Here is a 25085-nt window from a genome sequence, read left to right on the forward strand (position 1 = left end):
CTTATCTGCCCATCCATCCGCCGTCCACGTCAAGCACATGGCCGTTCATATAATCCGATGCTGCGGAAGCGAGGAACACGACAGGACCTTGCAAATCTTCGGTAGTTCCCCAGCGTCCAGCCGGAATGCGCTCCAGAATCGATTTGTTGCGCGCTTCGTCGGCACGAATGGCCGCCGTGTTATCCGTGGACATGTAGCCCGGAGCAATGGCGTTCACACACACCCCTTTGCCGGCCCATTCGTTCGCCAATGCTTTCGTAATTCCGGCTACGCCGTGCTTCGCTGCCGTATATCCGGGAACGTTGATTCCGCCCTGGTAGCTGAGCATGGAGGCGATATTAATAATTTTACCCGATCCTTGCTTGATCATTTCACGACCGGCGAGCTGACAGAGGAAGAAAACGGAGTTCAGGTTTAAGTTAATAACCGCATGCCAATCCTCCGCCGAGTGGTCTGCTGCAGGAGTACGACGAATAATTCCGGAATTGTTTACCAAAATATCGATTTTGCCGAACACTTCCAAAGTTTCGTTGATGACTTGCGGAAGCTTGCTCTCATCACTAAGATCCGCGACGATGGTATGAGCCTTGCGCCCCATCGCTTCAATTTCGTTATGGACATCACGGGATTTGTCTCGGCTGGTTACAAGAACGACATCCGCTCCCGCTTTAGCCAGACCCAGCGCCATCCCCCCACCCAAGCCTACGGCTCCTCCGGTGACGATAGCTGTTTTACCAGATAAATCAAATAAATTCATGAAGCTGCACCCCATCCGTTATTCAGTATTGAAGAGCGGACACGCTGTCCGATTCTCCCCTCATTATAGTCCAAACGGGGCTTCTGTGCCAGTGACCGGCCTTCATCAGCCCAAGGCGCACCGCTCAATCTCGAATCCGAGATCTTCAATCATCCGGTGATCGTCCAACGATTGCTGACCTTCGGTAGTCAAATAATCCCCGACAAAAACCGAATTCGCCGCATACAAGCTTAGCGGTTGAAGCGAACGAAGCTGCAGCTCGCGTCCTCCCGACACCCGGATTTCCTTGGTCGGACAGATCAAGCGGAACAAAGCCAGCACCTTCAAGCAGCGGCGCGGATTCAGATCGTTCCGCCCGGCCAGCGGCGTTCCATCGATCGGATGGAGAAAGTTGATCGGGATCGAATCCGCTCCTAGCTCTCGCAGCGACCAAGCGATGTCGATGATATCCTCATCCGTCTCGCCCATGCCGATAATGCAGCCGGAGCATGGCGACATTCCCGCCATTTGGGCTTGCTCCACGGTATGTACCCGATCATCATAAGTATGGGTCGTCGTAATGCTCCCGAAATGGCTCGAACTTGTGTTCAAATTATGGTTGTAGCGGTCGACTCCCGCCTCCTTCAGCCTCTTCGCCTGCTCCTCGTTCAGAATACCGAGACAAGCGCATATTTTCATTGGCATCGTTGCCTTGATTTCCTGAACAGCCGCTACGACCTGATCCACCTCCCGGTGACTTGGCCCCCGACCGCTTGCGACAATACAGTACGTCCCCGCCTTCAACTCCATCGCCTTGCGGGCTCCGTCCACCAGCGTATCCTTATCGAGCAAGGAATACTTCTCAATGGGGGCACTCGACACAATCGACTGCGAGCAGTAGCCGCAATCCTCCGGGCACAATCCGCTCTTGGCGTTCATGATCAAATTCAGCTTAACCTTGATGCCGTAATAATGCTTTCTTACCTTATATGCCGCTTGCAAGATGGCCAACAACTCCCCGTCATCCGCCTGCAGAACGGACAGTGCTTCCTCATGCGTCAATCTTTCCCCACGCAGTGCTTTATCCGCATATTCATTCCAGTTTGTTTGTTGAATAGTCGACATTGCTTCTCCTCCCGCACATCGCTGGTCATTAGTTTTTCTAACTTTATTTTGGTTTTGCGCAAAAATAGACTGGCTTCGGTCAAGCAAATCAAGCAGTCAAGCCTCGCTCTGACCCTGGTCACGATTGATCAAGGGCATCGCACGCGCGGGCAGTTCTTGCTCTCTGCCCCACCAATAATTGTTAACCAAATACTTATGAAATAAGGTTAACATTAAAAGGCCACATAAGGCAAGAATGAGCATTCCATTTTATATGAACTCCTTCGAGGACGAGCGACTGCCGCAATCGACGACAATCGACTGCAAAAATACATCACTTTGAATCAGAATCGGCTTCTTTGGCGTCATCGCCTGCAAATATACAGTAGAATCATTCGATTAATCCATTTTCGAATCGGCATGGCCGAATCCACTGTATTTTTGCATTAGATCCAGCGAAATGGGGCCGATAATCAGCAAATGACTGCACTTTTGCAGCCGTGATAAATTTGCTCGACACACAGTAAGACATACCAGACACGATGTGGTGCAGTGGTGAACTGAAAAAGAAAAAGGGGACTAGATACTATGGCGCACTAGATGCTATAGAGTACAGATACTATGGTGAACTAAAGCAATAACAGCAGCAGTCATGACGGATGGGCCTTCCCCAATCACTAAAACCATGTATATAAACGGTCAGACGGAAGCTCGAGAGAGGTCAATGAGTTTATCGATATCCGCAAATGGGTAAAAAGAAGATAAGGAGAGACAATGGGAGGAAAGGATTTCCCTTTCTTGGGGGGGGACTCTTCCGCACCGCGCGAGACTCCCAGCGCGCGGTGTTCGGTGTCGCATGACGGTGGTGACGGTGGTCAACCCCAATCCCTGGGCAAGGGCAACAATGTCCAAAATACCGGCCCCTACAAACGAAGAAAGGAGTGAGGAATAATGGTTGAATGGTTACGGTCACTGGGACCCGTGCAGTTATTTCTGGTGGTCATTCTGGTTTGCTGTTCGGTGGCAGCCGCTATTGTTCTACTTTTCCCCGGCCGCAAAGAGAACGGGGAAGATGTCGATTTCGACGAGCTGGCCTCCTTTTTCAAGGAAGTTAAACCAACCATGAATCACTATAACATCCCGGAGGAGGAAGAGTTTAAGAGAGACGAAGACGAGAAGTGGAGAACGGAGGGCGGCTTGATTGCCAAAGAAAAGGCAGCGAGCGACGGAGAAGATCGCGAGCTTTTCAAATCCTGATTCCCCTCCACAATTTCTCTGTTATTGGACAACCCTGGTCATCATCTGGTTCGTACGGGGGAGCGACAACGGCCATTTGTCGGGACAGACCCCATAGGCTTGACCCGCCCAAGCCAACGCCGCAACGCAAGCCGGGAGAGGCTCGCGGCTAGAAATCTGCCTGTCATTCACCAAAGCAGACAAGGACAGGCTTCCCGCTATCTCCATCGAGATTGCTCCCCCGAACGGGCTGATTTAGTATATCCTCCGCGCTCCACTACCCTATTTTCATTTTTGAACGCCGTTCTAGGAACACAAAAAAGCCGTGAATGAACCAGCTTAGATTCATCACGGCATCTTGCAAACTTTACTGTTTTTACACGTGGGTAAACAGTATATTTAACGGCATTATGATGATTAAGTTCATTGACAGCTGACACTTGAAAAATGACACGACAAATCAACCCTGTTCATCTATAAGTGGCACTAAAGAAAGCAATCATTCCGTTCCGAAGGAAAGTGCCTCCGAAGCTTCTACCTATATATCCGGTTCCCCGGGCCTCCATCCAGCTTCCTGGCTCCATGAGCTGGCTTTCGTCATGATTTTCCAAATTACCGGACCCTTCTCTTCGACATACCGATGCCGCTGATCTCCAAAGCGTTCCATCAACTCATATTTCACCTTGGCATATTCTCTGCTGTCCTCTGGATGTTGTCGCAAATAATCTCTGAACAGCAGGGCAAATTGCTCGGACCAGCTTCCCGCCTCCCGGACGTGGATATGCGTTCTTTTCCTTCCCTTGCCTTCTCTGAAGTAGCGTTTAGTTAAATCCGGATTATCCGCCCTATAATAATACCCTACATTTTCCAGAAGGGGTTGATAAACCATCGGCTCCAATGACCGTACTGAAATTTGGATATCGACTATCGGTTTGGCAGCTAAACCGGCTATGGACGTGGAACCGATATGATCTATCCGAACCGCGATTGTGTCTAGCGCCTCCCTAATTCTCGTACCGATTTGCAGAAATTCTTCCTGCCACTGTGGATCATAGGGGACGACAAGAATAGGATCAGACATGAGGCCTCCTCCTACATTTCTAATAAGGTTTTGAGCGAGCAGCTTCTTCGTGCGTTCCAAATGTTCTTGGTTCTTCAGGTGCATACTTAAATTTTAATTAATGGAGTTAAGAACAGAAGAAGAAGGTTCATACGAAACCATGCTAGCCCACCAACACTTGATACTGAGACTGTGGATGTTTAAGTAAATTGCGTAACGTCTGCTCATCGACCGGAGCCTGAAGCCGCTTTAGGGCCATAATAACCGCCCCGGAAACGGCGGACAGAGCGGGCTCAACCACCGCATAGAATTTGTTGTTTCCTTCTTTCAAGCGTTCGGTTAGTGCTGCTTTCATGTATGGACTTTGAATGACACTGCCAATCCCCGTTACGGTGACAGGGCTCTCCCGGAAACAAGCCCCCAGCAGTTCCACCCCAACAACAATTTGTTGAACGGCCCGGTCGCAGACCGTTCTCGCTAGCGGACTCCCCTCTTGAGCCGCCTTGGTGACGATGGGAGCCATTTGCCCAAATTTTTTGTCCCGCTCTTTACGGTCTTCCATAAACCCGCCGCTAGCCAGCTTATGTAATTCATCTATCCGATTCACCGCCCAAAACTTAAGAATCTGCTGCGCCATAGCTTCATCAGATTGTTGCCGATTCCCCGCAAGCAATTCATACACCGCATCGTAAGACAGAAATCTTGCCGCACTGGAAGCATAATGGCCGAAATCATAATTCCTTAGATGGGTCCCGTCCTCGGTTATGGCAAAGAGAATCGAGCCGGTTCCCGAAACGACAACAATTCCGGGCTTCTCGAGGAAGGCCCCCGCATGAGCGATCACCGCATCATTGACGTGCCATTTCGGGCAATTCAGCCCGGGGACATCGGTTAACCCTTCTACCCACGCCAAATCTTCCTCAGAATCCAAACCGGCTACCCCCGCACATAGTCCCTTCACTTGCTGCGGCGCGCATCCTGCGCTTTCCAGCGCATGTATGATCGCCTGCCGGGCGTTTTCTTTAGCCTGATTATCCTTTCTTATCGATGAACCTCCGTGCTCCACATAGGATAGGATCTGTCCCTGAAGATCGCTTACCATAACCCTCGTATGGGTCCCTCCGCCATCCATCCCGATAACTACTGTATTTTCCATCGTCATTGCAGACCTCCTTCGGATGAACTATATAGCAATCTTGTAAACATCATACAGCGAATGTATGATTTAAGATAATAGTTAATTAATATAACCGTTATACAGGGAGGATATAGCTATTATCCATTTAGAATTATATCGGGTAAGTGGAATTCGGCATTGTGCGGCTGCAGGATTTTCCTCTCTCGATTGCGGCAAATCAATTCATTGAACAAATCCTGTCCTCCTGCGAATCGGGAGAAACGTTAGGGCCGAAGTCTCACACAGAGCCGATGCGCCACGCGGCGCTGGAAAGTCATATAACGCTGGGATACTTGTAATTGAGATGCCTGTGGTGCGCTTCGCTCAGACTATTACGGAAAGAGGTTTCTCACGAGAGGCAATCACATCTATCTCGACCAGCAAATCGTAATTCAGAGCACAATAAACCAAAGTTCGTGCGGGAAAAAAGGAATTAAAATAACGGGCGTAGATTTGGTTAAATTCCTCATACAGGCTGCGGTCGGCCAAGTAGACGTTCACCTTAACTACGTGCTCCCAATCCAGGCTTGCAGCGGTGAGCACCTCCCTTATATTGTCCATGGTCTGCCTGGTTTGAGACTCCAGGTCCAGACCGACAATACAATGGGTCTGCGGGTCAATCCCTCCCTGTCCGGATACGTACACATAAGACCCTGTTTGAACAGCAGACGAAAATGGCAGTCTCTTTTCCTTCCCGGCCGTAAACTTCTTACTCATCCCTGTATCCCTCCCCCTTTTCCTGTGGCTCCTTCTTCATTATTTAATAGGTTGATGATTATTGTCGTTGAATGTTTATAAGGGTTGATATGAAATGTGCAGCTCCGGCGTATTTATCCTCGCTTGCTTGTACAGGGATTCCATACCTAAATCGATCAGTCCTGTCGTCATTAGCGTTCGTTCGATCGGAACAGGCGACTGCCTGCTTACTATTAACCTTTCTACATACTGGGTGAGGCGCTCGAAGTGGTTGAACGGCCGGCTTGTCTGAGTGATCCAGCGGGATGAAGAGATCTGTCCATCCTGACAACGGAAGGCGCTCAGCCATTGATTGACATAATTTTGCAGCTGAATCACATACCCCTTCGTACCATCCCTATATTCGATGCTAAGCAGCACAGGGTCCGCCACTTGGTCGCGCGGATGTCCCGGAACAAGGTCCGGCATAGTGGACAACGCTTCGAACAGCAAGTCCTCCGGCCACTCGCCGCGATCCATCGCCTCCCATACGGCTGCTCCCTCCATAGCTTGAATGGACGCCACCCCCTGCTCCCCGCCGATCCGCTGCTCGGCTATCCTCTGTAATACCTCCATGCCGTGAAAACCATAGGCTTCAATAGAGGAAGAGAAGCTGACTACGAGAATTTCCCGGGCCGATCGGGCCGTCTCAACCTGAAAGGGAGGAACCGTGTCCGCAAGCGGAACCGATGATCCCCCCATGAAGGGGATTCCTCTTTGCTTGAGCTGTTCGTACATCCACAGCGCATCCGACATATCGTAAGCCAGATGCTTATCCGAAAAAACGGGGATGCATAAATTTAACCGATCCAACGCCTGCAGTACTTCTTCGAGCAGACGCCGCCGCGGATACATCTTTTGCCTTTTTTCATTCTCCGGATAATCGCCATGCTCGCCTATAATGACTACACCGTCTATCCGATCCTTCTCCTGGCCAATCGCAATCGCTTCGGCGATCGTCGGAAAGATGGGAATCCCGTATTTCTCCGCCTTCTCCCGGCTCATATCGTTAGACGGCACCTGATCGGTATAGAGAGAGGCAACTTTCAGCTGAGGCGTATAATCAAACTCGCCCAATAACCGCCCCAGGATAACATCGGCATGAGAATTATGCCGATATTCCGTGACGATGACCGCTACCTTCAGTTCTTGCTCCCTGACTGGCTTACTCATAACTTAGGTCCCCCTTATCCATAGCCTCGCATGTCGACACCAACCAATCTGTCACGGCAGCAATAATCGTTGTCAGGTAGAGTCGGCCTTGCTCTGCAGTCGCACCGTACGGAGCGTCAGTGTAACCGTCGAAGCCGGTCAATTCTCCGTGCTTGCCGATAAATGTTCCCGGCGGACCGGAGTTAATCCATGGACGCATCGCATGGCGGTCACTCATATGCTCCGTTCTAACCAATTCCGGACGCAGAGCAAGGATTAAAGCGGTTTCGAACGCACCGGCATGCCCCGGCACCATCCCTGATTCGTGAGCGTTAACACGTTGCAGCGCGGCACCGGCGAGGTTCCAATAGGAAGCCGAGGCCGTCCAGACCGAATGGAGAACAGCCAAATCATTGGCCGTTTGATTCATCATATGGGCGTTGCCTCCATGCCCATTGAGAAATATAATTTTGCGAAAACCGCAGGTGACCAGGCTCTCCCCGATATCTCTTAACACATTCAGATAGGTGGAAGAGCTGAAGGATAGCGTCCCGCCAAAGCTTAAATGATGCTCGGAGCAGCCGATAGTCAGAACCGGTACGGCCAACATCGGGATGACTGCAGAGGCTTGCTGGACGGCATGCGTCACAATATGTTCGCCGATGATGCTGTCCGTATAAACCGGCAGATGCGGACCATGCTGCTCCGTTGCCGCCAGCGGGACGACAACCGGGCAGCCGGCTTTAGCCATAGCGGAAATTTCATCCCGTGTATGATGATGAAAGAAAATAGAATTCACAAGCTGTACCCTCCGTCCATGCATATTAGACTGCCCGTCATATAGGCTGCGGCATCGGACAATAAATAGGCCGCGAGCTCGGCAAGTTCTTCCGGAGTGCCCGTCCGTCCCAACAGAAATCTTTCATTATGGGCTTTCCGCGCCTCGGGAGTCAGCCGCGCCAAATCTTCCTCCACTTTGAAATCTCCCGGCAGCAGGACGTTGGCCCGAATTCCCTGCTTTGCATATTCCAGTGCAATCACCTTTGTCAACTGATTCATGCCCGCTTTGGCGGCCCCGTATGCCGCATTGTTTATTTTAGCTGTTTGCGATAAAACCGATGACGTATTGACGATCGCCCCGCCTCCCGAAGAAATCATTAGAGCTATGGAATATTTACACACAAGATAAGTACTGGTCAAGGAACCTTTAATGGCCGCGTTCCATTCATCCAGCGGCAATTCCAGCACCGGCTTGACTGCTTGCTTGTAAGCATTGTGAAAGGTGCCGTCCAATCGGCCGAATTTCTCCTCCACTGCGAGGAAGCTGGCCCGAACCTCTTCCTCCTCACTGGCATCCGCACGAATAAAGCAGAATTGACGGTCACCATGCTTCTCCTGTAACCGCAGAAGCTCAGGGGATTGCTCTATGGGGCAAATATCCGTCCCCACCACAATCGCACCTTTGGCAATAAACAAGCTCGCGGCGGCTCGCCCCAATCGTCCCGCAGCCCCGGTAATCAAAATCACTTTATCTTGCAGTTGCAAAGCACTCATTAAACTCCCCCCTCAGCCCTTCGAAAATGGACTCCAGCAATCCGCTCTGGAGCTGAATAAAGCCATGTCAAGCAGCACATGATGATTGTCTAAAATGCTAGCATATTCCAATATATTTTGTAAATATAAAAAACATTCTTATTTGTAAAAAAATTGCGATTTATAGAACCTTCCACTATTTGTAAATGTCAAAATATTTTTGAATCAGTCATCTTTTTAACTTCTCCAAGCCCGTCTCTGTTCTTTAATATATAGATTACGATGCTGCACAACATGACGAAAGGCGTGATTGCAATAAATAAGCAGAAATGGAGGGAAACGTTAACCGGATATTTGTTTATTGCTCCCATGCTTATAGGAGTCACCATATTTTTAATTATGCCGATTATCGCTTCCTTTATATTAAGCTTCACTCACTGGAATCATATTTTGGGCTTTAAAGGTGTGGAATTTGCAGGGCTTACTCATTTTAAAAACTTGCTGAATGATGATTTATTCTGGAAATCTATCACAAACAACCTGATCTTTTTGCTCGTCGTTCCTATCACTTTGGCTATATCCTTATTTTTAGCCGTCATTATTAACAAAAGTGTCTATTTCAAAAGCTTTTTTAAAGTCGTTTATTTTATGCCGTATATTTCCAGCATTGTTGCTGTAGCGATGGTGTGGCAAGTGCTGTTCCATCCCTCCTATGGCCCCATCAACAGCCTGTTAATGTCTCTCGGGATTGCGGATCCTCCCAAGTGGATCGCGGATGTTCATTTTGCCCTCCCTTCGGTTATGATGATCATGGTTTGGGTATCCATCGGCTACAATATGATCATTTATATTGCCGGCTTGCAGTCCATCCCGCAAGAGCTGTATGAGGCTGCAGATATCGACGGCGCTACGGCTTCCCAAAAGTTCAAATCGATCACGCTGCCTTTGCTGTCGCCTACGACCTTCTTTTTGCTGATTACCGGAATTATCGGCACCTTCAAAGTATTTGACATTATCCAGGTTTTGACCAAGGGCGGCCCGGCAGGCTCGACCTCTGTCGTCGTCTACTATTTATATGAAACGGCCTTTATCAACCTGAAGATGAGCTACGCTTCAACGATGGCCTTGTTCCTGTTCTTCGCGATCTTTATCATTACGCTTATCCAATGGTACGGACAGCGCAGATGGGTGAACTATTAAGGGGGATTGACACTTGAACAACAATAAATGGAAAAAAGCTTTCATTACCTTATTGATGTTCCTCATCGGGATTACGTTTTTATTACCCTTTATCTGGATGCTGTCCGCATCGTTCAAGCCCGAGACGGATGTGTTCAAATATCCGATCGAATGGATTCCGAGCAAGTGGAACATCGTCGAAAACTACAAAGAAGTGTGGCTCGGTAAATATCCGCTTTATTTATTTTATTGGAATTCCATTAAAGTAACGGTTCTGACCACGCTGGTTTCCGTGCTCGTTTCTTGCATGGCCGCTTACGCCTTCGCGAAGGTTCAATTCAAGGGCAAAAACGTGGCTTTCCTGGTGGTGCTGTCTACTTTTATGATTCCGAGCCAGGCCGTTCTCGTCCCGCAATTTATTCTTTACCGCCAGCTGGGATTATTCGATACCCACTTCGGACTCATCCTTCTGGGCAGCTTCAGTGTGCTGGGGACATTCTTGCTCCGCCAATTTTTCCTCGGGGTGAATAACGAGTACTTGGAAGCAGCCCGCATAGACGGCGCCGGACATTGGAAAATCTTCTTCACTATCGCGCTGCCGCTAGTACGCCCGGCTATTGCCACTTACGGAATTTTACGATTTATCTGGACCTGGAACGACTATCAGAACCCGTTAATTTTCCTGCGTTCCGAGAATCTGCTGACCTTGCAGGTCGGCATCCGGAAATTTGCCGACGCTTATGGCGAGTTCTATTCGTTAATGATGGCGGGCTCTGTCATCGCCATTGTTCCTCTGCTGTTAATCTTTATCATCGGGCAGAAGCAAGTCATCGAAGGCATCTCGTTAGGCGGTGTCAAGGGATAGTAGGATTCTTTGTTCTACATCACATTACCATTGTAAAGAACTTAAAGATTCCTATGTGGTAAAAAAATTTTGAATCCAGTCAAAAATTTGAAATGTTGATCATTTCCGAACATGGTAGGATGAAACCTGAACAAATATAAGAGGGGTGTAAAAATGATTCGTAGAAAACAAGCAGCAAGCTGGTCTCTTGTTCTTCTCCTTGTTGTAAGCTTAATTTTAAGCGCTTGCACCAAGAAGGACGCTGCTCCCGATGCTAATGAAGACGGCAAACCGCAGCAAGTCACCATCAAGTTTCATGCACAAGAAGTTACCTTTAGTAAAGAGATGATGCAGCCGGTTATTGAACAATTTGAAAAGCTGAACCCCGGCATCAAAGTTGATTACGTACCGATGACCGAACCGACGAATGACGAAATCATGAAAAAAATTGACCTGTATTCCGCTTCCGGCGAGACCCTCGACGTCTTCCTGATCGCCGATGAAAGAAGCTACGCCCAGAGAGCCGCGAACGGGATGCTGGAGCCATTGAACACCTTCATTGAACAGGACGGCTTCAATTACGAGGAAGAATACAAAACCAATACAGGCATTAATGGCAGTTATTATGCACTCCCGGGAACGTTCAGCACCTGGTTCGTCATGTTGAACGAGGATCATTTGAAGGAAGCCAACTTAGCAGTGCCGACGATCGATTGGACCTGGGATGATTTCATGGAGTATGCCAAGCAGATGACGGCCGGCGAAGGAGCCGACAAACGCTATGGAACGTATCATCACACCTGGACGGACTACTACACTTTAGGCTTATGGCATCAGCCCAAGAACAACGACATTATTTTGCCGGATCTGACGATCAACCTGGATGATCCCGGTGTCCGCAAATCGATCGAAATTCGCCAACAAACCGAAATGGTGGATAAATCCGCCGTTCCGCTCGTGGATGTCATTTCTCAAAAAATGTCCTACCGCCCACTCTACTTCAACGGCAAGGCAAGCATGATTGTCATCGGCTCCTGGATGATCGGTGAAGCGGGCGGAACAGACCAGTACGAAGCCAGCCATAAAACGATCTTTGCGCCGGTTCCGAAAAACAACCCCGAGGATGAAGGCGGTTATGCTGTGTCGTCCTCCAACTATTTAGTGGTCTCGTCGACTTCGAAGCATAAAGAAGAAGCTTACAAATTCGCCAGATATCTCTCGACAGAAGGACTTTCCGCTATGGAGAAGTACTTGACCTCCTGGAAGAAGGAAGATACGGGCAAGCTTCTCGAAGCCATTATCAACCAGACAAAGAAACCGGAAATGGTAGATAAGGAATCCCTGCTTTATGTATTGGATCATGCCAAAATGACTTCCCTGCCCCCGGCCCATCCATTCCAGGCCGAGGTCTATAAAGCTTATCAGGATGAAGTCGATCTCGTTCTGCTGGGACAGCAGGATATAGACCAGGCGATAGCTAACGCTAAAGACAAAATTCAAAAAATCATTAACGCAAATAAATAGTTTTGCTGACAAAACCGTCAAGGGAGTAGAAATATTCTGCTCCCTTATGTATATTATGATAGCGATTTACTATTATAGAGAATTATGCAGTTAAAGGAGCTTTGGAAGTCAATGCGATTAACGAACCTGTACCGAAAAAAATCATTGCGCCAAAAGCTCATCCTGTCTTCCATTCTATGTCTCGTCATTCCGACGATTATTACATTAAGCCTCTCCGATTACACTTCCAAGAAGGTGCTTAAAGAGGAAGCGGTCCGAACGGCCTCCGAGACTCTGGAGGTTATAGAACAGTATATTGAGAACCGAATCAATAAAATGATCTATATCTCCAACTTCATCCAGTTCGATAACGAAATCCGGTCCATTGTCATGCAGCGAAGAAACGAACATCGATTAAATCTGGTCCAGGACGAGATAGAGTTATTTGAAAGCCGCAAAAAAATTACAGCCAAGCTGGATAATATCTCTTTTCCCGATGAAAAAACCTATATTACCATCCTGCTGCCGGACGGCACGAACTATACGAATTATCCTTATTCTGAATTCGACCCTGTCGGTCTTTTTGAAGAGCCTTGGTTTGCCGAGCTCCCGGATTTCCCGGCTTCCAGCACCTTCTGGGTCGGGGCCCATCCGGCCTATATTGAATCCGAGCACAAACAGAATGAAAAATTCATGACCATAGTCCGGACGATCAAAACCTTCTCTTCCGAACTATACGGTTATATTATTATAAGCATTAGCGAAAGCCAGGTTAGCCGAGTGTTTTCCAATGATCGGGCGGAAGGTGAGAAGCTGCTGCTAACCGGCTCCGGCATCATCTTATCCCATGCGGATAAATCGCAAATCGGACAGCCCTTTGCTCATAGCCAAGCACTTCCTGAAGGCGAGAACAGCAGTCAATTCATTCATTTGAATGGAAAGCAATACCTGGTCGTCGCTAACAAAACAATTTATTCCGACTGGTATCTTCTCAGCATGACTCCCTATGATACCGCTTTAGGCCAGGTCCATCAAATTTTACGAACGAACGTTTTTTTGCAAATTGTGTTCTTCTCCGTCTTTCTAATGATTCTTGTTTATTTAGTCCGCCAATTTACGAAGCCGATTGTCCGTCTGGGACAGATCGCCTCCGAGGTTGAATCCGGCAATCTCGATGTACGCTCACGGATTCGGGGACCGGATGAGATTGGAAGGCTGGGCCGGTCCTTTGACCAAATGCTGGGGCGAATTCAGCATATGATCGAGCAAATCACGCTGGAGCAAACCCTTAAACGGAAAGCGGAGCTTAAGATGCTGCAGGCGCAAATCAACCCTCATTTTTTATTTAATATCCTTAATTCTATCCGGATGAAAATATGGCTCAAGGGCGATGAGGAGAACGCCGCCTTGATCAGCTCTTTGGCAAAATTGCTAAGAATGACCATTAGTCAGAAGGATGAATTGGTTACTCTCCAGGAAGAAGTGGACACGTCTGTCAGTTATATGAAGCTGATGAATTTCCGGCATCATGGAACGCTTAAATGGGAGATTAACTTGCTGGCGGAGACGCTTTATGAGAAGGTTCCCCGCTTTTTCTTGCAGCCGCTGATCGAGAATGCCATTATTCACGGCTTTAATCAAGAAAAGGGGACGATTCGAATTTTCTCCCGAATCGCAGCGGACGAGCTGGCCATCCGAATTGAAGACGACGGTGCAGGAATGAATACGGAGCGCTTAAACCGATTGAAGGAGAATCTCAAGCAGCCTATCCATCCCGAGCAGCAGGAGGATGAATCCTTCTCGGGAATCGGTGTCAAGAATGTGTATGACCGGTTGAGATTAATCTATGGGAATCGGTTCAATATCGAAATCGAAAGCATGCCGGGACAAGGCACGCAAATTACACTTTACATCCCAAGGGTAAAGGAGGAGTAAATCTATGCTGAAAGTAATGCTGGTGGATGACGATATTCCGGTCTTGCAGTTTTTGCAGCAAACGATTCCATGGGACAGGCTGCAATTACAGCTTGCCGGCCTATTCGAGAACGGCTTGAAGGCCTACGAGCATGTAAAGCAGGAGCCTCCCGACCTTCTGATCACCGATATCGGAATGCCGCTAATGGACGGCATCGAATTGATCCGTCTGACCAAAGAAATCAACCCGGACGTCATGGTCATTATTTTATCCTGCCACGACGATTTTAAGTTAGCGCAGCAAGCGATTAAGCTTAATGTGCATGATTATTTACTTAAAGAAACGATCGAATCGGAAACCGTCGTCCATCTGCTGGAAGATTGGCTCCAGCAGCAGGCCAATAAAGAAGCTTCTCAGATGCCTCTGGAAGCACCTCTCCTTCCTCATTCCCACAAGCAAATTATGAAGGAGCAATTCATTCGCTCCACCTTATACAACCCGGTGTGGGACGAGGCGGAATGGCTGGGGAAAGCCCGGCAGTTCAGCATACAGCTGCAGCAGCGGCCTTATATGCCCGTTCTCGGCTATGTCGACGAATACCGGACAGCCCGGAGCAAATTTATATCGGAGGAAAGTTGTATTTTTGCCGTAGAGAATGTCGTTGAAGAAATTCTGGAGCCCCAGGAAGGAACCGTCCTGTTCCGTCTGTCGATGCAGGAGATTCTATTATTATTCGACAGCTCCAACTCTCTGAAGGTGAACGACTTCGATGTCGTTCGCCGAAGCTTGAAGCAAATTCAGTTTGCCTTGAACAAATATTTGAAAATCCATCTGTCCTTTGTGTTGGGAGACCTGAATGCTTCCTTTAAACCATTAAAAGATAACATTCTCACCCTGATGAAAAGCAAGGAGCAGCGCTTCTATAAGGAATACGGCTCCATTTACAAGCATCGTCCGTTCCCTTATGCTGCGGACGACCTGTACTTGCACTACACGGCTGCCGTTGAGCAATTTCAAAAAATTGTGTTGGAAAGAAAAACAGAGGCCATTGAAGCGGAGGTCGACCACTGGCTCGAATGGATCAGGCAGAACCATTATAACCCGGAGGTGGTCAAGGAATGGTTTCTCAAAATGATCCTGAGCCTGCAGATCAAATTCAAAAGTATGCAGCATTTTCGCACCCTGTACTCCCAGGAGGTTCTGCATCGGATCTTCCTCGATATCGAAAACATCTACGCCCTGCGAGCGGTCATTATTGATTTTCTGCAGGAAGCGATTGCCTTCACCAGTCAATTATACGGTCAGCCTAATAGACTGGAGATATGGGAAGCGCAGCGTTTTGTCGCCATGAATTTGCACCGTAAAGTAACCTTGGAAGAAGTCGCCAAGCATTTGCACCTTAACCCCAGCTATTTCAGCCGATTGTACAAGAAGGAAACCGGTGAAAATTTCATCGAATATGTGATTCGCTCCAAGATGGAGAAGGCCCAAGAGTTACTGGACCAGTCAACGCGCAGCATCGACAACATAGCGGATTCATTAGGCTATGATAATAAAAGCTACTTCAACAAGCTGTTTAAAAACTTTAGCGGAATGCCCCCTAACGATTACAGAATGAGATTCCAATCTCACTAGGGATAGAATGGATTTCTTTTTTCGTCACTTGAAAGAAGTCGGGTGAAAAAGCTACAAGAACCTGAAAAAATGCAGGTCTTTGGTGAGGTTTTTACTCAAATCAGCTAATGACATGCAAATGTGCAGGTGGATTTAGCTATATCGCCTGTTTTTCTCTTTTGATGGGGAATGACATGCACTTTTGCATGTCTTCTTCGATATTTAGCGGATTTTCGCAAACGGACATGCAGTTTTGCATGTCTTTGTGCATTTCAAATAGCTGCTTCCATCACAGAGGCCAAAAATCGAGTCATTTTAGTTTGCTGCATGTTTCACCGGACTTTTAAACTGGAAATCACTATGTACAATCTGACACTTCCCAGAAACAGGAACAAAAACAATCCACACATCGTCTAAATAGGTATAAGTTTAATATTTTATTTATACGAGGAGGGTTCAAATGAAGAAATTTATTATCGGCTTCCTATGTGGTGCAGCTCTCGCCATGTCAACGGCAGTGGCCGCCTCCGATTCGATTCAGGCTTATCTGTTTCCTAGTCTAGTTCAGATTCACAGCGAAGAGATGACCAGAACGATCGATGGTACTGACGCAGAACCAATCATCAATTACAACAACCAGGCCTATATTCCTTTGCGTGCGTTTGCCGAAGCCATGGGAGCAAAGGTCACCTACGAAGCGGCTTCTCCTGCGAACCAGTACGTGCATCAAATCGGCATATTCGACGAGTCGGAAGAATACGGCGAAGAATTGCGCGATCCGGAAGGCTACATATCCATCGAGCAACTGGATAGGGGCAAAATCTCCAACGGCTCCGCCATCATTTCATCGGGTACGTTCAAGGTGAATAAAGAGCTGAACGACAAACAAATCGAGATCGTGCTGTTGGATAGAAGCGGACTACAAAGGGGGAGCTCAGAATATGTGTATATCGTCGATTCAGACATTCGTCCGCCTCAGGCCGAAGAGACCCGTTCTTTCCTGACCAGTATTATCTTCGACGACAAACTCGATATCGGTTCGTACCAGATCAAGGTACGTGATCGGATGCAGTTGTTCCGCTATGAAGAAGCGCCGATGTTCCTGGAAGGCGGGATCGTTGCGGCCCTGTATCCTCCCAATTCATTAGACGACGGGCATATCAAGGCGGATCAAATAGCTCCTTTCAAAGTCATCTTCGATAATAATAGCGAGTATAATATCATCCTGAACAAATTTAAGTGGCAATTTAACGTCTACAAGCTGGATGAGCAAGAGCAGCCGGCGGACCTCGTTTATAGTGAAGCCTTGCCTTCCGTCGAAGGAGCTATGCCGAGTTTATCCGGATATAGATTGATTATTCCCTGGAATCCTGTGGACGAGGATGGAGCCCCCTTGGAATCCGGGCGCTACAGGGTGTCGCTGGAGATGCCCCGTGATGTAAGTTATTCGTTACAAGGAAGCCATGAGCTCATTACGGAAGACCGATTAATGAATACCCGTACCCCCTCCGCCTTTCACGTTGAAATAGAATAGCCCCGATTTGTCCTTAAACAGACTGCTGCAGAAAACAAAAACCAACCGTCCCTTGAACTGCACCTCCAATGTTAGATGCTGTCCAACAATTGGGGTCACTTCACCTTGATGAGCGCTGCGGTTGGTTTTTTCGCACAAATCGGGCAACCCCCTTCTCTTTTATTAAAGGCAAGGACCGCCGAAATAGACTTATATTGTTTATTTAACCTCAGAAACTTTCTGAGCTATCATTTTCGTCATGGCGTGCTTATGGGGAATGCCCGACGAGTTGCAATCAAACACAACCTCGGAGCTATCGGGAATAAGCCAGTCATGGTAATACCCGAGCAATTCGCCGGAATGCCATTTGAACGCATTAGGCTCCTTTTCAGGAGGGGGAGCAATAAAGGGCTTATTGACAAACACATTAAAAACATGAATCCCATTCGTATTGGTAAATTGTTTATAATTGCTGAATATTTCTTCCCGATAATCCGGCTTGATGTAATGCAGAACCCCGCTGGAGAAGAGGATATCAAATTTGGAGTCCAGGCGAAAATCCAAAATATCGGCTTTTAGTACTTTAATGGATACTCCTATCTTTTCGGCGAGCCTTTTCGTCTTATCCAGGCCGGCATCAGAAATATCGAGTGCTGTGACTTCATAGCCGTTGCGGGCGAAAAACACGGCATCCTTCCCTTCTCCGCAGCCAATGTCCAGCAATCTTAAATATCGGGTAGGCGGCAGAAGTTCCAGAACCCGGTAACACATTTGGGACGGCTCCAATCCCCAATAATAGTCCGAAGTCTTATATTCCTCTTCGTAAATTGAAATTTTCTTATCCTGAAAAGCATACCCCAACAGCTTATCAATGCTGACCCCCAGCACCTGGGACAGCGCCGGCAGCAGGGACAGGTCCGGCATCGTCTGGGCATTCTCCCACTTGGAAACCGCCTGATACGTCAGCCCAAGCTTCTGGGCAAGTCCCTCCTGGGTTAATCCTTTTTCTTTGCGATATATGCTTATATTTCGGGCAAGCTTATCTTTCATTCTTTTCACGCTCCTTCATCACTTCCAGTTTATTAAGGTTGTCGGGAGCGCACAATAACCTCTTATTTGATCTTGCGCAAAACTCAACCGGGAGTTGAGTTTTTTGTGACGACGGGGCAATTTGTGCTGAATATACCTCTTGATTTTTAGTAGGCAGCTACTGCAATTTGGATAATAAGTCATCAAACCTCGTTCTCCATTCCTTATGAGTTGTCCATTGAATATCTTGCTGATCACCTTTGGATCTGGGAACAATATGAAAATGCAAATGAAACACATCCTGCTGTGCTTCAGCTCCGGAACTATTACCCACTTGAACATTGCTGATTCCCAGCTTACGATTGTACAAGGAAACTACCTTCTTAACAACCGTCATCACTTTCATTAATTCATCTTCAGGAATATCAAATATATTTTCGTAATGCTTCTTAGGGATCACTAGGGTGTGATACTCACTGACGGGGTTAATATCAAGAAAGGCATATGCCCTCTGATCTTCATATACTTTCCATGATTTAGCTTCCCCTTGGACGATTTTACAAAATATGCAGTCCATTCCTCTTCCCCCTTTTTATCCGATAACTCTATCTTTTCCAAATATTTCATATAACTAAATTAAATGGTCCGTACAAACCCTATAACAGCCATCGTCCGAAACCTCCAAAGGGGATATAAAATCTTGCTTTGATCAATGATATCTGCTCTTCCTCATAATCTCCCCTTCCATAATCACTTCTTCCGGCAAATGATGTTGCCGTCTTCCTGAAATAGAATGTTAAAGCCGTTTCTGGTTAGTTCCTCTCTTAGAGCTTCCTTCTTCAAATGCCTTCTATTAGGTATCCACCATTCATTATGGATTTGAACGGCTTCATCGTATTGCTCCGGCGATGATATACGATCATATACCATTCCAGTATCTTGATCATAATAAGTGTCACCATCATAGGAACGCTTGTCATTATACATGGCTGATGCGAGGATGTAATAACCCGAGTCCTTCAACCCTGTTTGGATTACAGTAAAAAGCTTAGATCGATCCTCATCCGTTACAATACTTTGTAAACAATAGTTATCCAATACAAGATCATATTCCTCTTGCAAGCTGGTCAGTTCCAACAAATCCTGCTTGCAGTAATTAATGGTTAAATTGCGATCGATCGCTATCTTCTTAGCCAGTTCAATAGCCGTCGGTGAAATATCAATAGCATCGACAACAAATCCTCTTGCAGCTAAAAAACATGCTCCCGCCCCCGTTCCACATCCATATTCAAACACCTTTGTCTCTGCGGGATTAACATTAATCAAATCTAAGGCTTTCTCCAGGAAAGGTCTCATCATAAAATGGTCAAAGTTATATTTCTCGGGATCATGGAATTGGTCCCAGGCCATTAGGTGGTTTCTCTTGATTTTCTGGTAAGTCGTTTCATGCTCTTCATAATAATATTTCTTCATTGGTGCATCCCCCAAATAGTCATTTTAGAGAAGCTTCCGATGCGCCAATGCGCTGTTGAAAGAAACTGCTGTTAGACCCGGTTATAAATTTGAAATTATTTTTACATACATCCCGTTCTCGGCTTTCTCCTTGGCCTTTTCATTCATGCGTTTAACATCCTCAGATAATTTAGAGGCACTTATTAGTTTGTTTTCATAAAGAACAGATGGGTCAATAAGTCTCACTTTATTCCTGCGGTGCAAATCATATTCACTTTTAGCTTCCTTTACATTTACACCTCGATGAATTTGATTCAAAAGAGTTTTTACTTCTTGGTCTTCAGATAAACGCAACAAGTGCATTACTTCTTAATCCGTTCCGCGCAACGTATTAAGGTTAATAATATTTTTGTCCAATGCTAATTTTAAAGTCTTGGCCAAGAAATCATAGCCGTAAACATTCAGAGGATTCATAAAAAAATCAATAACCTCTTTATAGTAAGTTTTGACAAACCATTCAGCCGTTTCTATATTTTTCAGGTACATTGTTCCATCTATTATTATTATATTGTCGATAAAATTAATAACTTCTTCTAAGGTAATGCTGCCATAATGATACATATCCCGCAAAGTATAGTCTACTCTATCCGCACATAACTCAGGAGCTGGTTGTTCGAGTAATTTCCATTTAGAATCGTTTAAGAGTATCTTTTTATAATCGTATCCATATCTTCTAAGGATAGAAGGGATTTCAGAGTCAGTAATCATAGAGCGATAAATTTTTTCGTGGTAATCTTCATCATTATTTTCAAGCACAAAATCAATAACATGTGAGAATGCTGTATGCGATACATCGTGAAGCAATCCTGCTATCTGTTCCTCTAAGGAGCCGCCGAATTTTTTAATTAATAGCATTACACCTATGGAGTGTTCATATCTTGTAACACTCCACTTTTCATTAACTAAATAACTTGCCCCGCCTTGGTAAACACCTTTTAGTCTTTGTACCGGGTTGCTGGTAATTAATTCTTCAAGAAGCCCATCTATGCTATATTCCCCATAAATTGTATCTGTTACTATCAAGATACTCCCCCCTTGAATAACAAGTTCACTGGCTTCTGTTATCCATTCTATTAGCGTCCTTAAAAACCCTCTAAACAAAGGCTCTTACTCTTAAATAGGCTCTAATATATTTTAAATGAATTTCCGTAGCTAGTTCTTGTTCGATGGATGGCTGGACTAACTGTAAAGCCTACATTAAAATTAGAGTTTGGATGGATAAATATGGTGTGGGGGCGGGATGGTTGAATAAATATGGACCAGAAAACGAAAAGGTCTATTTAAAATTTTGGAGGAAAGTCGAGGAAAAGTTGATTTATAAAATGGTCTTTGCCCTATGCTTGGGACTATGCGGAGCATTATTTGCCTCTCTGATTGCAGCGCTAGTATTAATATCCCGAGGCATAGATCTCCAGTGGACACTATTACTTATCGGAATTGGATTTATTATTCCAATCATACTGAGTCCGATTCAGTACAAAAGATTCAGCAAACGTTATCATGAACATATCCAATTTCATAAAAATAAAAACACTGATGATTTCCTTAAAAAACTTAATTAAAAATAATTACGCATGGTTCCAAAATTAAGAGGAAAGTCTCCATTCCGGACTTTCCTCTCTCGCGTCTCGCGTTTTGGTCAAGTATATAGCTGTTTTAGCCTTCTAACATTAATCTGGTTAATTCTAACGGCTCTACATACTTGCCGTCTTTGTAAGCTCTCATATTTCCGCCGGAAATCTCGTCAATAAGCGCGATTTGACCGTCATCCCCGACTCGGCCAAACTCCAATTTGATATCATATAGCTCCATTCCTTTATGAGCCAGTTCGGTTTTGACTACATTAGCAATGGACTGGGTTAGCTCCTTCAACACCTTGTATTCCGCTGTAGAGAGAATCCCGAGCATATCGAGCGCATCCTCGGAGATCGGCGGGTCCTGACGTTCGTCATCCTTAAGCGTGACTTCGACGAAAGCGTCCAAGGCTTGTCCCTCCTCGGCATATAGACCGTAGCGGCGAAGGAAGCTGCCTACCGCTCTGTACCGGCAAATGACCTCCAGTCCTTTGCCAAATACCGTAGCCGGCTTGACCGTCATGGTAGCTTCATCAATATTAGCTTCTACATAGTGTGTTGGAATTTCTTTTTCCTGTAACCGTTCAAAGAAGTACTTGGTCAATCTAAGGCCCGCTTTGCCGGCCCCTTCCATAGTTAACCCAACCGTATTGGCCCCCGGATCAAATACGCCATTCTCCCCGGTCACATCATCTTTAAATCTAAGCAAATAGTTCCCGTTATCCAAGGCATAGACATCTTTCGTTTTACCTGTGTAGATATGCTTCATGGTTACGATCCTTTCTGACAACAAATTTATACTTATAAATATATCATGATTTGCAGGCTGCTCCAATTTTCATTCATTTGGAGCCCCCATAAAAATTTCTTATATCATGGACATAACCTTGGTTCATATCGCCATTGCCAAAGCGCTGGATAAAACATTGGATCAATTCTTACGGTTCGTGCCCGAGACTAGACTAACTTTACTGCAGGGACAGAGCGTTTTCAATTCTCTCCAGCATGTATTTTGCGAAATCGACTAATTGTGATTGACTAAGCTCTAACTTATCGCAATGCCCGTTATATTGGGCCAGGCATTGATCCGCCACAATCGCGTATTCAGATGGCAAAGCCTTCAAGGCCCATTCGCCGCCCTCTCTCTTGGAGGCGATCATCCCCAGTTTCAGAAAAAGAAGAACCCTGCATAAGTTCAAAGCATAATATACCGGTTCGTTGACGATTTCCTTTAAAGCTTCATCCACATCAGATCTTATCGACTGAAGAAAGTATCTCCTATCCACGGGCTTAAATACTTCACGGACTGGTTTACCGTAAAGGCAAATTCCTCGCTGATAGGTCACGCCAAAATGAGCGGCCAGGTCCGGATCTTCGGAATTGCCGCAAAAATAGTTTTCATCTGCTTTATATCTCCCTCTATGAAACGGTGAGTAATGAAATTCAAACGGGGTAGGGTAAACCAAGCATCGGACAACAGACTCCAATACAATACTGAACTCAATCCCCTTGACCCCCAGTCTCTCCTCTTCTGCCATAAGCTGTTTTGCTATTCTTTTATAAGTCTCCTTGGACTGCTTGTCCTTAATGACCGCTAGCAAATCTATATCGCTATGGTCCGGATGATAACATCCCATGGCCATGGAACCGTGCAGATACAGGCCCACTAGGGAGTCTGATATCTCTCTCCTGATCAACTGAACTATGCGGTCTAAATCGACGGGTAGCTTCAGAACAATCCCACCTTACGAGGATATCTTTGTAAACACAATCGGCGCGATATGGCGCCATTCCGGATTCAATCGGTAACTAATCGGTTCGACCGTAATCTGTGGGTGCCGATAACATCAGTGTATAAAACGAACATTATCTATCCGTGGCATGAGGAGTATGAGTTGTTAATTCATAGAATTATGATGTTTTATCAATTGAAGGATTAGCTCATAATTATCTTCTTGTACTGTGTTTTGAGCGATGACATTTGCTTTTTTAGCACCGCAATTCATACATTCGTGTAGAAGCTGCATTCCTTTTTTTGAGTTGAAAATGACTCCGATGGGTCTCATCAAACCATGACAGGTTTGGTTCCGGTCCCCCGGTTGAATATCCACATGCATGGAATACAGGCAGTATGGACAGTGGTTCCTGTAGCTTCCGTTAGTCAAAGCATGTACATGTTTACAACAATGCTTGCAAACAAATGATTGATTTTGTGCTTCTCGACTCAAGTCCTTCTCCTCCCAGATCTGAAAATACATAGATCTGTTTGGAATAAGGGTTCCGTTCCATTCTTCTCATCAAAGATGAGCCTCAGGCTTCCGCCAGACGAGTGACCGATTCACCGCAAATCTTTAGAACCTGCGATTACTTCTGGTTCCAGCTTCATTGCAGCTTATTTCATCTGCAAATCCGGACCACGACTGAGTTTAGAAAAATTGTCTCAGCCACTGTAAGACAGGGTCTCCCCCACCTTCCACCAGTAGGTTTTTGTCTGGAGTCACTGACTTTGGCTTCGTCCCCTATAGTTCTTGGATCGAATTGACGACTACCATACGCAGCACACCTTTCCCCTCATGCCACTCGAGAACATTATACCAATAAAAAAACGGACCGACGCACCAGAAGCTGTGAGTACCGATATTCAACTCTTTAAACTATTTCCTATGGATCCATCTCATTCCCGGTTATCCATGGGACGCTCTTCAAAACCAAACTTCTTATAAAATTCGAATTTATCTTTAGCCGCAAAGAGCTGCACCATAAGGATTTCGTGCTCTTTGCATTTGAACAATAGTCGCTTTAATATGGGCGGCAAAGTGGGTAAAGAAGAGCAGTTCATTTGTCAGTTCGGCGTCCCCAAGTTCTTGTGCAACAATTCCATAGTAATTTCTCCAGAATTGCTCCTCTTCGTTCCAATTTGAAATCCAATGATGATTATCAAAAAAAGCTTGCTTATACTTATTAGCCTTAATAACCGCCATATCAATCTTCGATTGGGAAAAGCCTCTTCCCGTCATTAAATGGCTGATTCTTTCATCACTTTTAAAAAAAGTATCGAAAAGAACACCGCCCGCATCCAAAAAAACGGCTTTCACTTCATTATCCAATTGTTCATAAATCCTCCTTTCAAATTTCAATTTGCTTCGCGGTCGGAACTCCCGATTTGCAGCATGGATTGAACGGGTTCATCCTGTGTTAATCCTATTATACGGGATAGGCGGATTGGTTTGACCGAAATATGAAAAAGACTCCAACAAAACTCTTTTTGCTGAAGTCTTTTATGATTTGAGAATGGACGTCGTCCGTCGAAACTTGGGGCCGTCTCATAAGTCGGTCTGCATACGAAACTCGAAATCGCTATTCACAAAATCGAAGATCATGGAGCAGACCTCAGTTTTTACAACGGACATCGGGGACCCTTATCCGTCCCAAAAGGGGCTTTTCGAAAACGTAATGGACACCAATGACCCTAAGCGGAGAAAATGATGCGAAATTAGGAGATTTTCTCAAATAACGGTCATCCATATCCGTTAGAATAAAGAAACCGTCTCATTTGGCGGGTTATGGTCGTTCATGACCGTTACGTTTCATTTTTTGTGCTGTACAACCGTTGGACTTTGTCACGAATACAATCATCCTATCCTTCGCCTTGTCCAAAATGCTTCGACA

Annotated in this window: 24 protein-coding genes, 1 pseudogene and 1 other annotated feature; of the genes and pseudogenes, 8 read left to right on the plus strand and 17 right to left on the minus strand. The window is 46.1% G+C overall.

The window, feature by feature from the left end; genetic code table 11:
• Position 1 precedes the first annotated feature (1 nt).
• Both kduD and bioB read right to left on the minus strand, forming a co-directional pair.
• Entirely contained in the window at positions 2–757 is a 756-nt protein-coding gene (kduD, locus tag KJS69_RS18855; RefSeq protein WP_213585337.1) for a 2-dehydro-3-deoxy-D-gluconate 5-dehydrogenase KduD, read from the minus strand.
• Positions 758–862: 105 nt separating this feature from the next.
• Positions 863–1861 (minus strand): biotin synthase BioB, encoded by a 999-nt coding sequence (gene bioB / locus KJS69_RS18860; RefSeq protein ID WP_213585338.1) that lies wholly within the window; start codon positions 1859–1861, stop codon positions 863–865.
• Between the two features lie 930 nt (positions 1862–2791).
• Between bioB and KJS69_RS18865 the strand changes: the two genes are divergently transcribed.
• Positions 2792–3097, plus strand: coding sequence for a hypothetical protein (locus tag KJS69_RS18865; RefSeq protein WP_213585339.1), 306 nt, complete (start codon positions 2792–2794; stop codon positions 3095–3097).
• A gap of 21 nt (positions 3098–3118) precedes the next feature.
• Here KJS69_RS18865 and KJS69_RS18870 read toward each other — a convergent pair whose 3' ends face one another.
• The 7 genes from KJS69_RS18870 to KJS69_RS18900 all read right to left on the minus strand — a co-directional run bounded on the left by KJS69_RS18870 (position 3119) and on the right by KJS69_RS18900 (position 8754).
• The gene (locus KJS69_RS18870) at positions 3119–3304 is read right to left on the minus strand and encodes a hypothetical protein (protein ID WP_213585340.1); all 186 of its coding nucleotides are present in this window, start codon (positions 3302–3304) and stop codon (positions 3119–3121) included.
• 310 nt (positions 3305–3614) lie between these two features.
• Complete coding sequence (locus tag KJS69_RS18875) at positions 3615–4157, minus strand: GrpB family protein (protein WP_213585341.1); 543 nt, start codon at positions 4155–4157, stop codon at positions 3615–3617.
• A gap of 142 nt (positions 4158–4299) precedes the next feature.
• Positions 4300–5292 carry an N-acetylglucosamine kinase gene (locus KJS69_RS18880; RefSeq protein ID WP_213585342.1) on the minus strand — a complete coding sequence of 331 codons (993 nt, stop codon included), beginning with the start codon at positions 5290–5292 and terminating at the stop codon, positions 4300–4302.
• A 345-nt stretch (positions 5293–5637) separates the two neighbouring features.
• Entirely contained in the window at positions 5638–6030 is a 393-nt protein-coding gene (locus KJS69_RS18885) for a RidA family protein (RefSeq protein WP_213585343.1), read from the minus strand.
• 75 nt (positions 6031–6105) lie between these two features.
• Complete coding sequence (locus KJS69_RS18890) at positions 6106–7221, minus strand: type 2 periplasmic-binding domain-containing protein (RefSeq protein WP_213585344.1); 1116 nt, start codon at positions 7219–7221, stop codon at positions 6106–6108.
• On the minus strand, positions 7214–7999 hold the full coding sequence (locus KJS69_RS18895; RefSeq protein WP_249730610.1) for a creatininase family protein: 786 nt from the start codon (positions 7997–7999) through the stop codon (positions 7214–7216). The genes KJS69_RS18890 and KJS69_RS18895 overlap by 8 nt, the downstream gene beginning before the upstream one ends.
• Positions 7996–8754: an SDR family NAD(P)-dependent oxidoreductase gene (locus KJS69_RS18900; RefSeq protein ID WP_213585346.1), complete on the minus strand. Its 759-nt coding sequence runs from the start codon at positions 8752–8754 to the stop codon at positions 7996–7998. The genes KJS69_RS18895 and KJS69_RS18900 overlap by 4 nt, the downstream gene beginning before the upstream one ends.
• Positions 8755–9027: 273 nt before the next feature.
• On the opposite strand from KJS69_RS18900, the gene KJS69_RS18905 reads away from it, so the two are divergent.
• The 6 genes from KJS69_RS18905 (at position 9028) to KJS69_RS18930 (ending at position 17322) form a co-directional block, all read left to right on the plus strand.
• Complete coding sequence (locus tag KJS69_RS18905) at positions 9028–9933, plus strand: carbohydrate ABC transporter permease (protein ID WP_249730611.1); 906 nt, start codon at positions 9028–9030, stop codon at positions 9931–9933.
• A 55-nt stretch (positions 9934–9988) separates the two neighbouring features.
• A complete protein-coding gene (locus tag KJS69_RS18910) occupies positions 9989–10777 on the plus strand; it encodes a carbohydrate ABC transporter permease (protein ID WP_213585482.1) in 789 nt (262 codons plus the stop codon).
• Between the two features lie 153 nt (positions 10778–10930).
• Complete coding sequence (locus KJS69_RS18915) at positions 10931–12280, plus strand: ABC transporter substrate-binding protein (protein ID WP_213585348.1); 1350 nt, start codon at positions 10931–10933, stop codon at positions 12278–12280.
• Between the two features lie 111 nt (positions 12281–12391).
• Positions 12392–14194 carry a cache domain-containing sensor histidine kinase gene (locus tag KJS69_RS18920; protein WP_213585349.1) on the plus strand — a complete coding sequence of 601 codons (1803 nt, stop codon included), beginning with the start codon at positions 12392–12394 and terminating at the stop codon, positions 14192–14194.
• Positions 14195–14198: 4 nt separating this feature from the next.
• Complete coding sequence (locus KJS69_RS18925; RefSeq protein ID WP_213585350.1) at positions 14199–15809, plus strand: response regulator transcription factor; 1611 nt, start codon at positions 14199–14201, stop codon at positions 15807–15809.
• 439 nt (positions 15810–16248) lie between these two features.
• Positions 16249–17322, plus strand: a complete 1074-nt coding sequence (locus tag KJS69_RS18930) for a stalk domain-containing protein (protein ID WP_213585351.1) — start codon at positions 16249–16251, stop codon at positions 17320–17322.
• A 198-nt stretch (positions 17323–17520) separates the two neighbouring features.
• Here the strand turns inward: KJS69_RS18930 and KJS69_RS18935 are convergent, their stop codons facing one another.
• The 4 genes and pseudogenes from KJS69_RS18935 to KJS69_RS18950 form a co-directional block, all read right to left on the minus strand.
• Entirely contained in the window at positions 17521–18351 is an 831-nt protein-coding gene (locus tag KJS69_RS18935) for a helix-turn-helix domain-containing protein (RefSeq protein ID WP_213585352.1), read from the minus strand.
• A 157-nt stretch (positions 18352–18508) separates the two neighbouring features.
• Positions 18509–18907, minus strand: coding sequence for an HIT family protein (locus KJS69_RS18940; RefSeq protein WP_213585353.1), 399 nt, complete (start codon positions 18905–18907; stop codon positions 18509–18511).
• A 173-nt stretch (positions 18908–19080) separates the two neighbouring features.
• Positions 19081–19803 (minus strand): class I SAM-dependent methyltransferase, encoded by a 723-nt coding sequence (locus KJS69_RS18945; protein ID WP_213585354.1) that lies wholly within the window; start codon positions 19801–19803, stop codon positions 19081–19083.
• Between the two features lie 81 nt (positions 19804–19884).
• Positions 19885–20865 (minus strand): annotated as a pseudogene (locus tag KJS69_RS18950) (HD domain-containing protein).
• A 221-nt stretch (positions 20866–21086) separates the two neighbouring features.
• Between KJS69_RS18950 and KJS69_RS18955 the strand changes: the two are divergent.
• Complete coding sequence (locus KJS69_RS18955; RefSeq protein WP_213585355.1) at positions 21087–21404, plus strand: hypothetical protein; 318 nt, start codon at positions 21087–21089, stop codon at positions 21402–21404.
• A gap of 94 nt (positions 21405–21498) precedes the next feature.
• Here the strand turns inward: KJS69_RS18955 and KJS69_RS18960 are convergent, their stop codons facing one another.
• From KJS69_RS18960 to KJS69_RS18975, 4 genes are all read right to left on the minus strand, one after another.
• Entirely contained in the window at positions 21499–22185 is a 687-nt protein-coding gene (locus tag KJS69_RS18960; RefSeq protein ID WP_213585356.1) for a phosphoribosylaminoimidazolesuccinocarboxamide synthase, read from the minus strand.
• 199 nt (positions 22186–22384) lie between these two features.
• Positions 22385–23083 carry an aminoglycoside adenylyltransferase domain-containing protein gene (locus KJS69_RS18965; RefSeq protein WP_249730612.1) on the minus strand — a complete coding sequence of 233 codons (699 nt, stop codon included), beginning with the start codon at positions 23081–23083 and terminating at the stop codon, positions 22385–22387.
• Positions 23084–23314: 231 nt separating this feature from the next.
• Positions 23315–23674: an RNHCP domain-containing protein gene (locus tag KJS69_RS30290; protein WP_374706676.1), complete on the minus strand. Its 360-nt coding sequence runs from the start codon at positions 23672–23674 to the stop codon at positions 23315–23317.
• Between the two features lie 73 nt (positions 23675–23747).
• Positions 23748–23900, minus strand: a sequence feature (16S ribosomal RNA rRNA prediction is too short).
• Between the two features lie 254 nt (positions 23901–24154).
• Entirely contained in the window at positions 24155–24523 is a 369-nt protein-coding gene (locus KJS69_RS18975; RefSeq protein ID WP_213585358.1) for a hypothetical protein, read from the minus strand.
• Positions 24524–25085: the final 562 nt, after the last annotated feature.

The organism is Paenibacillus sp. J2TS4 (assembly GCF_018403245.1).
GTDB lineage: Bacteria > Bacillota > Bacilli > Paenibacillales > NBRC-103111 > Paenibacillus_L.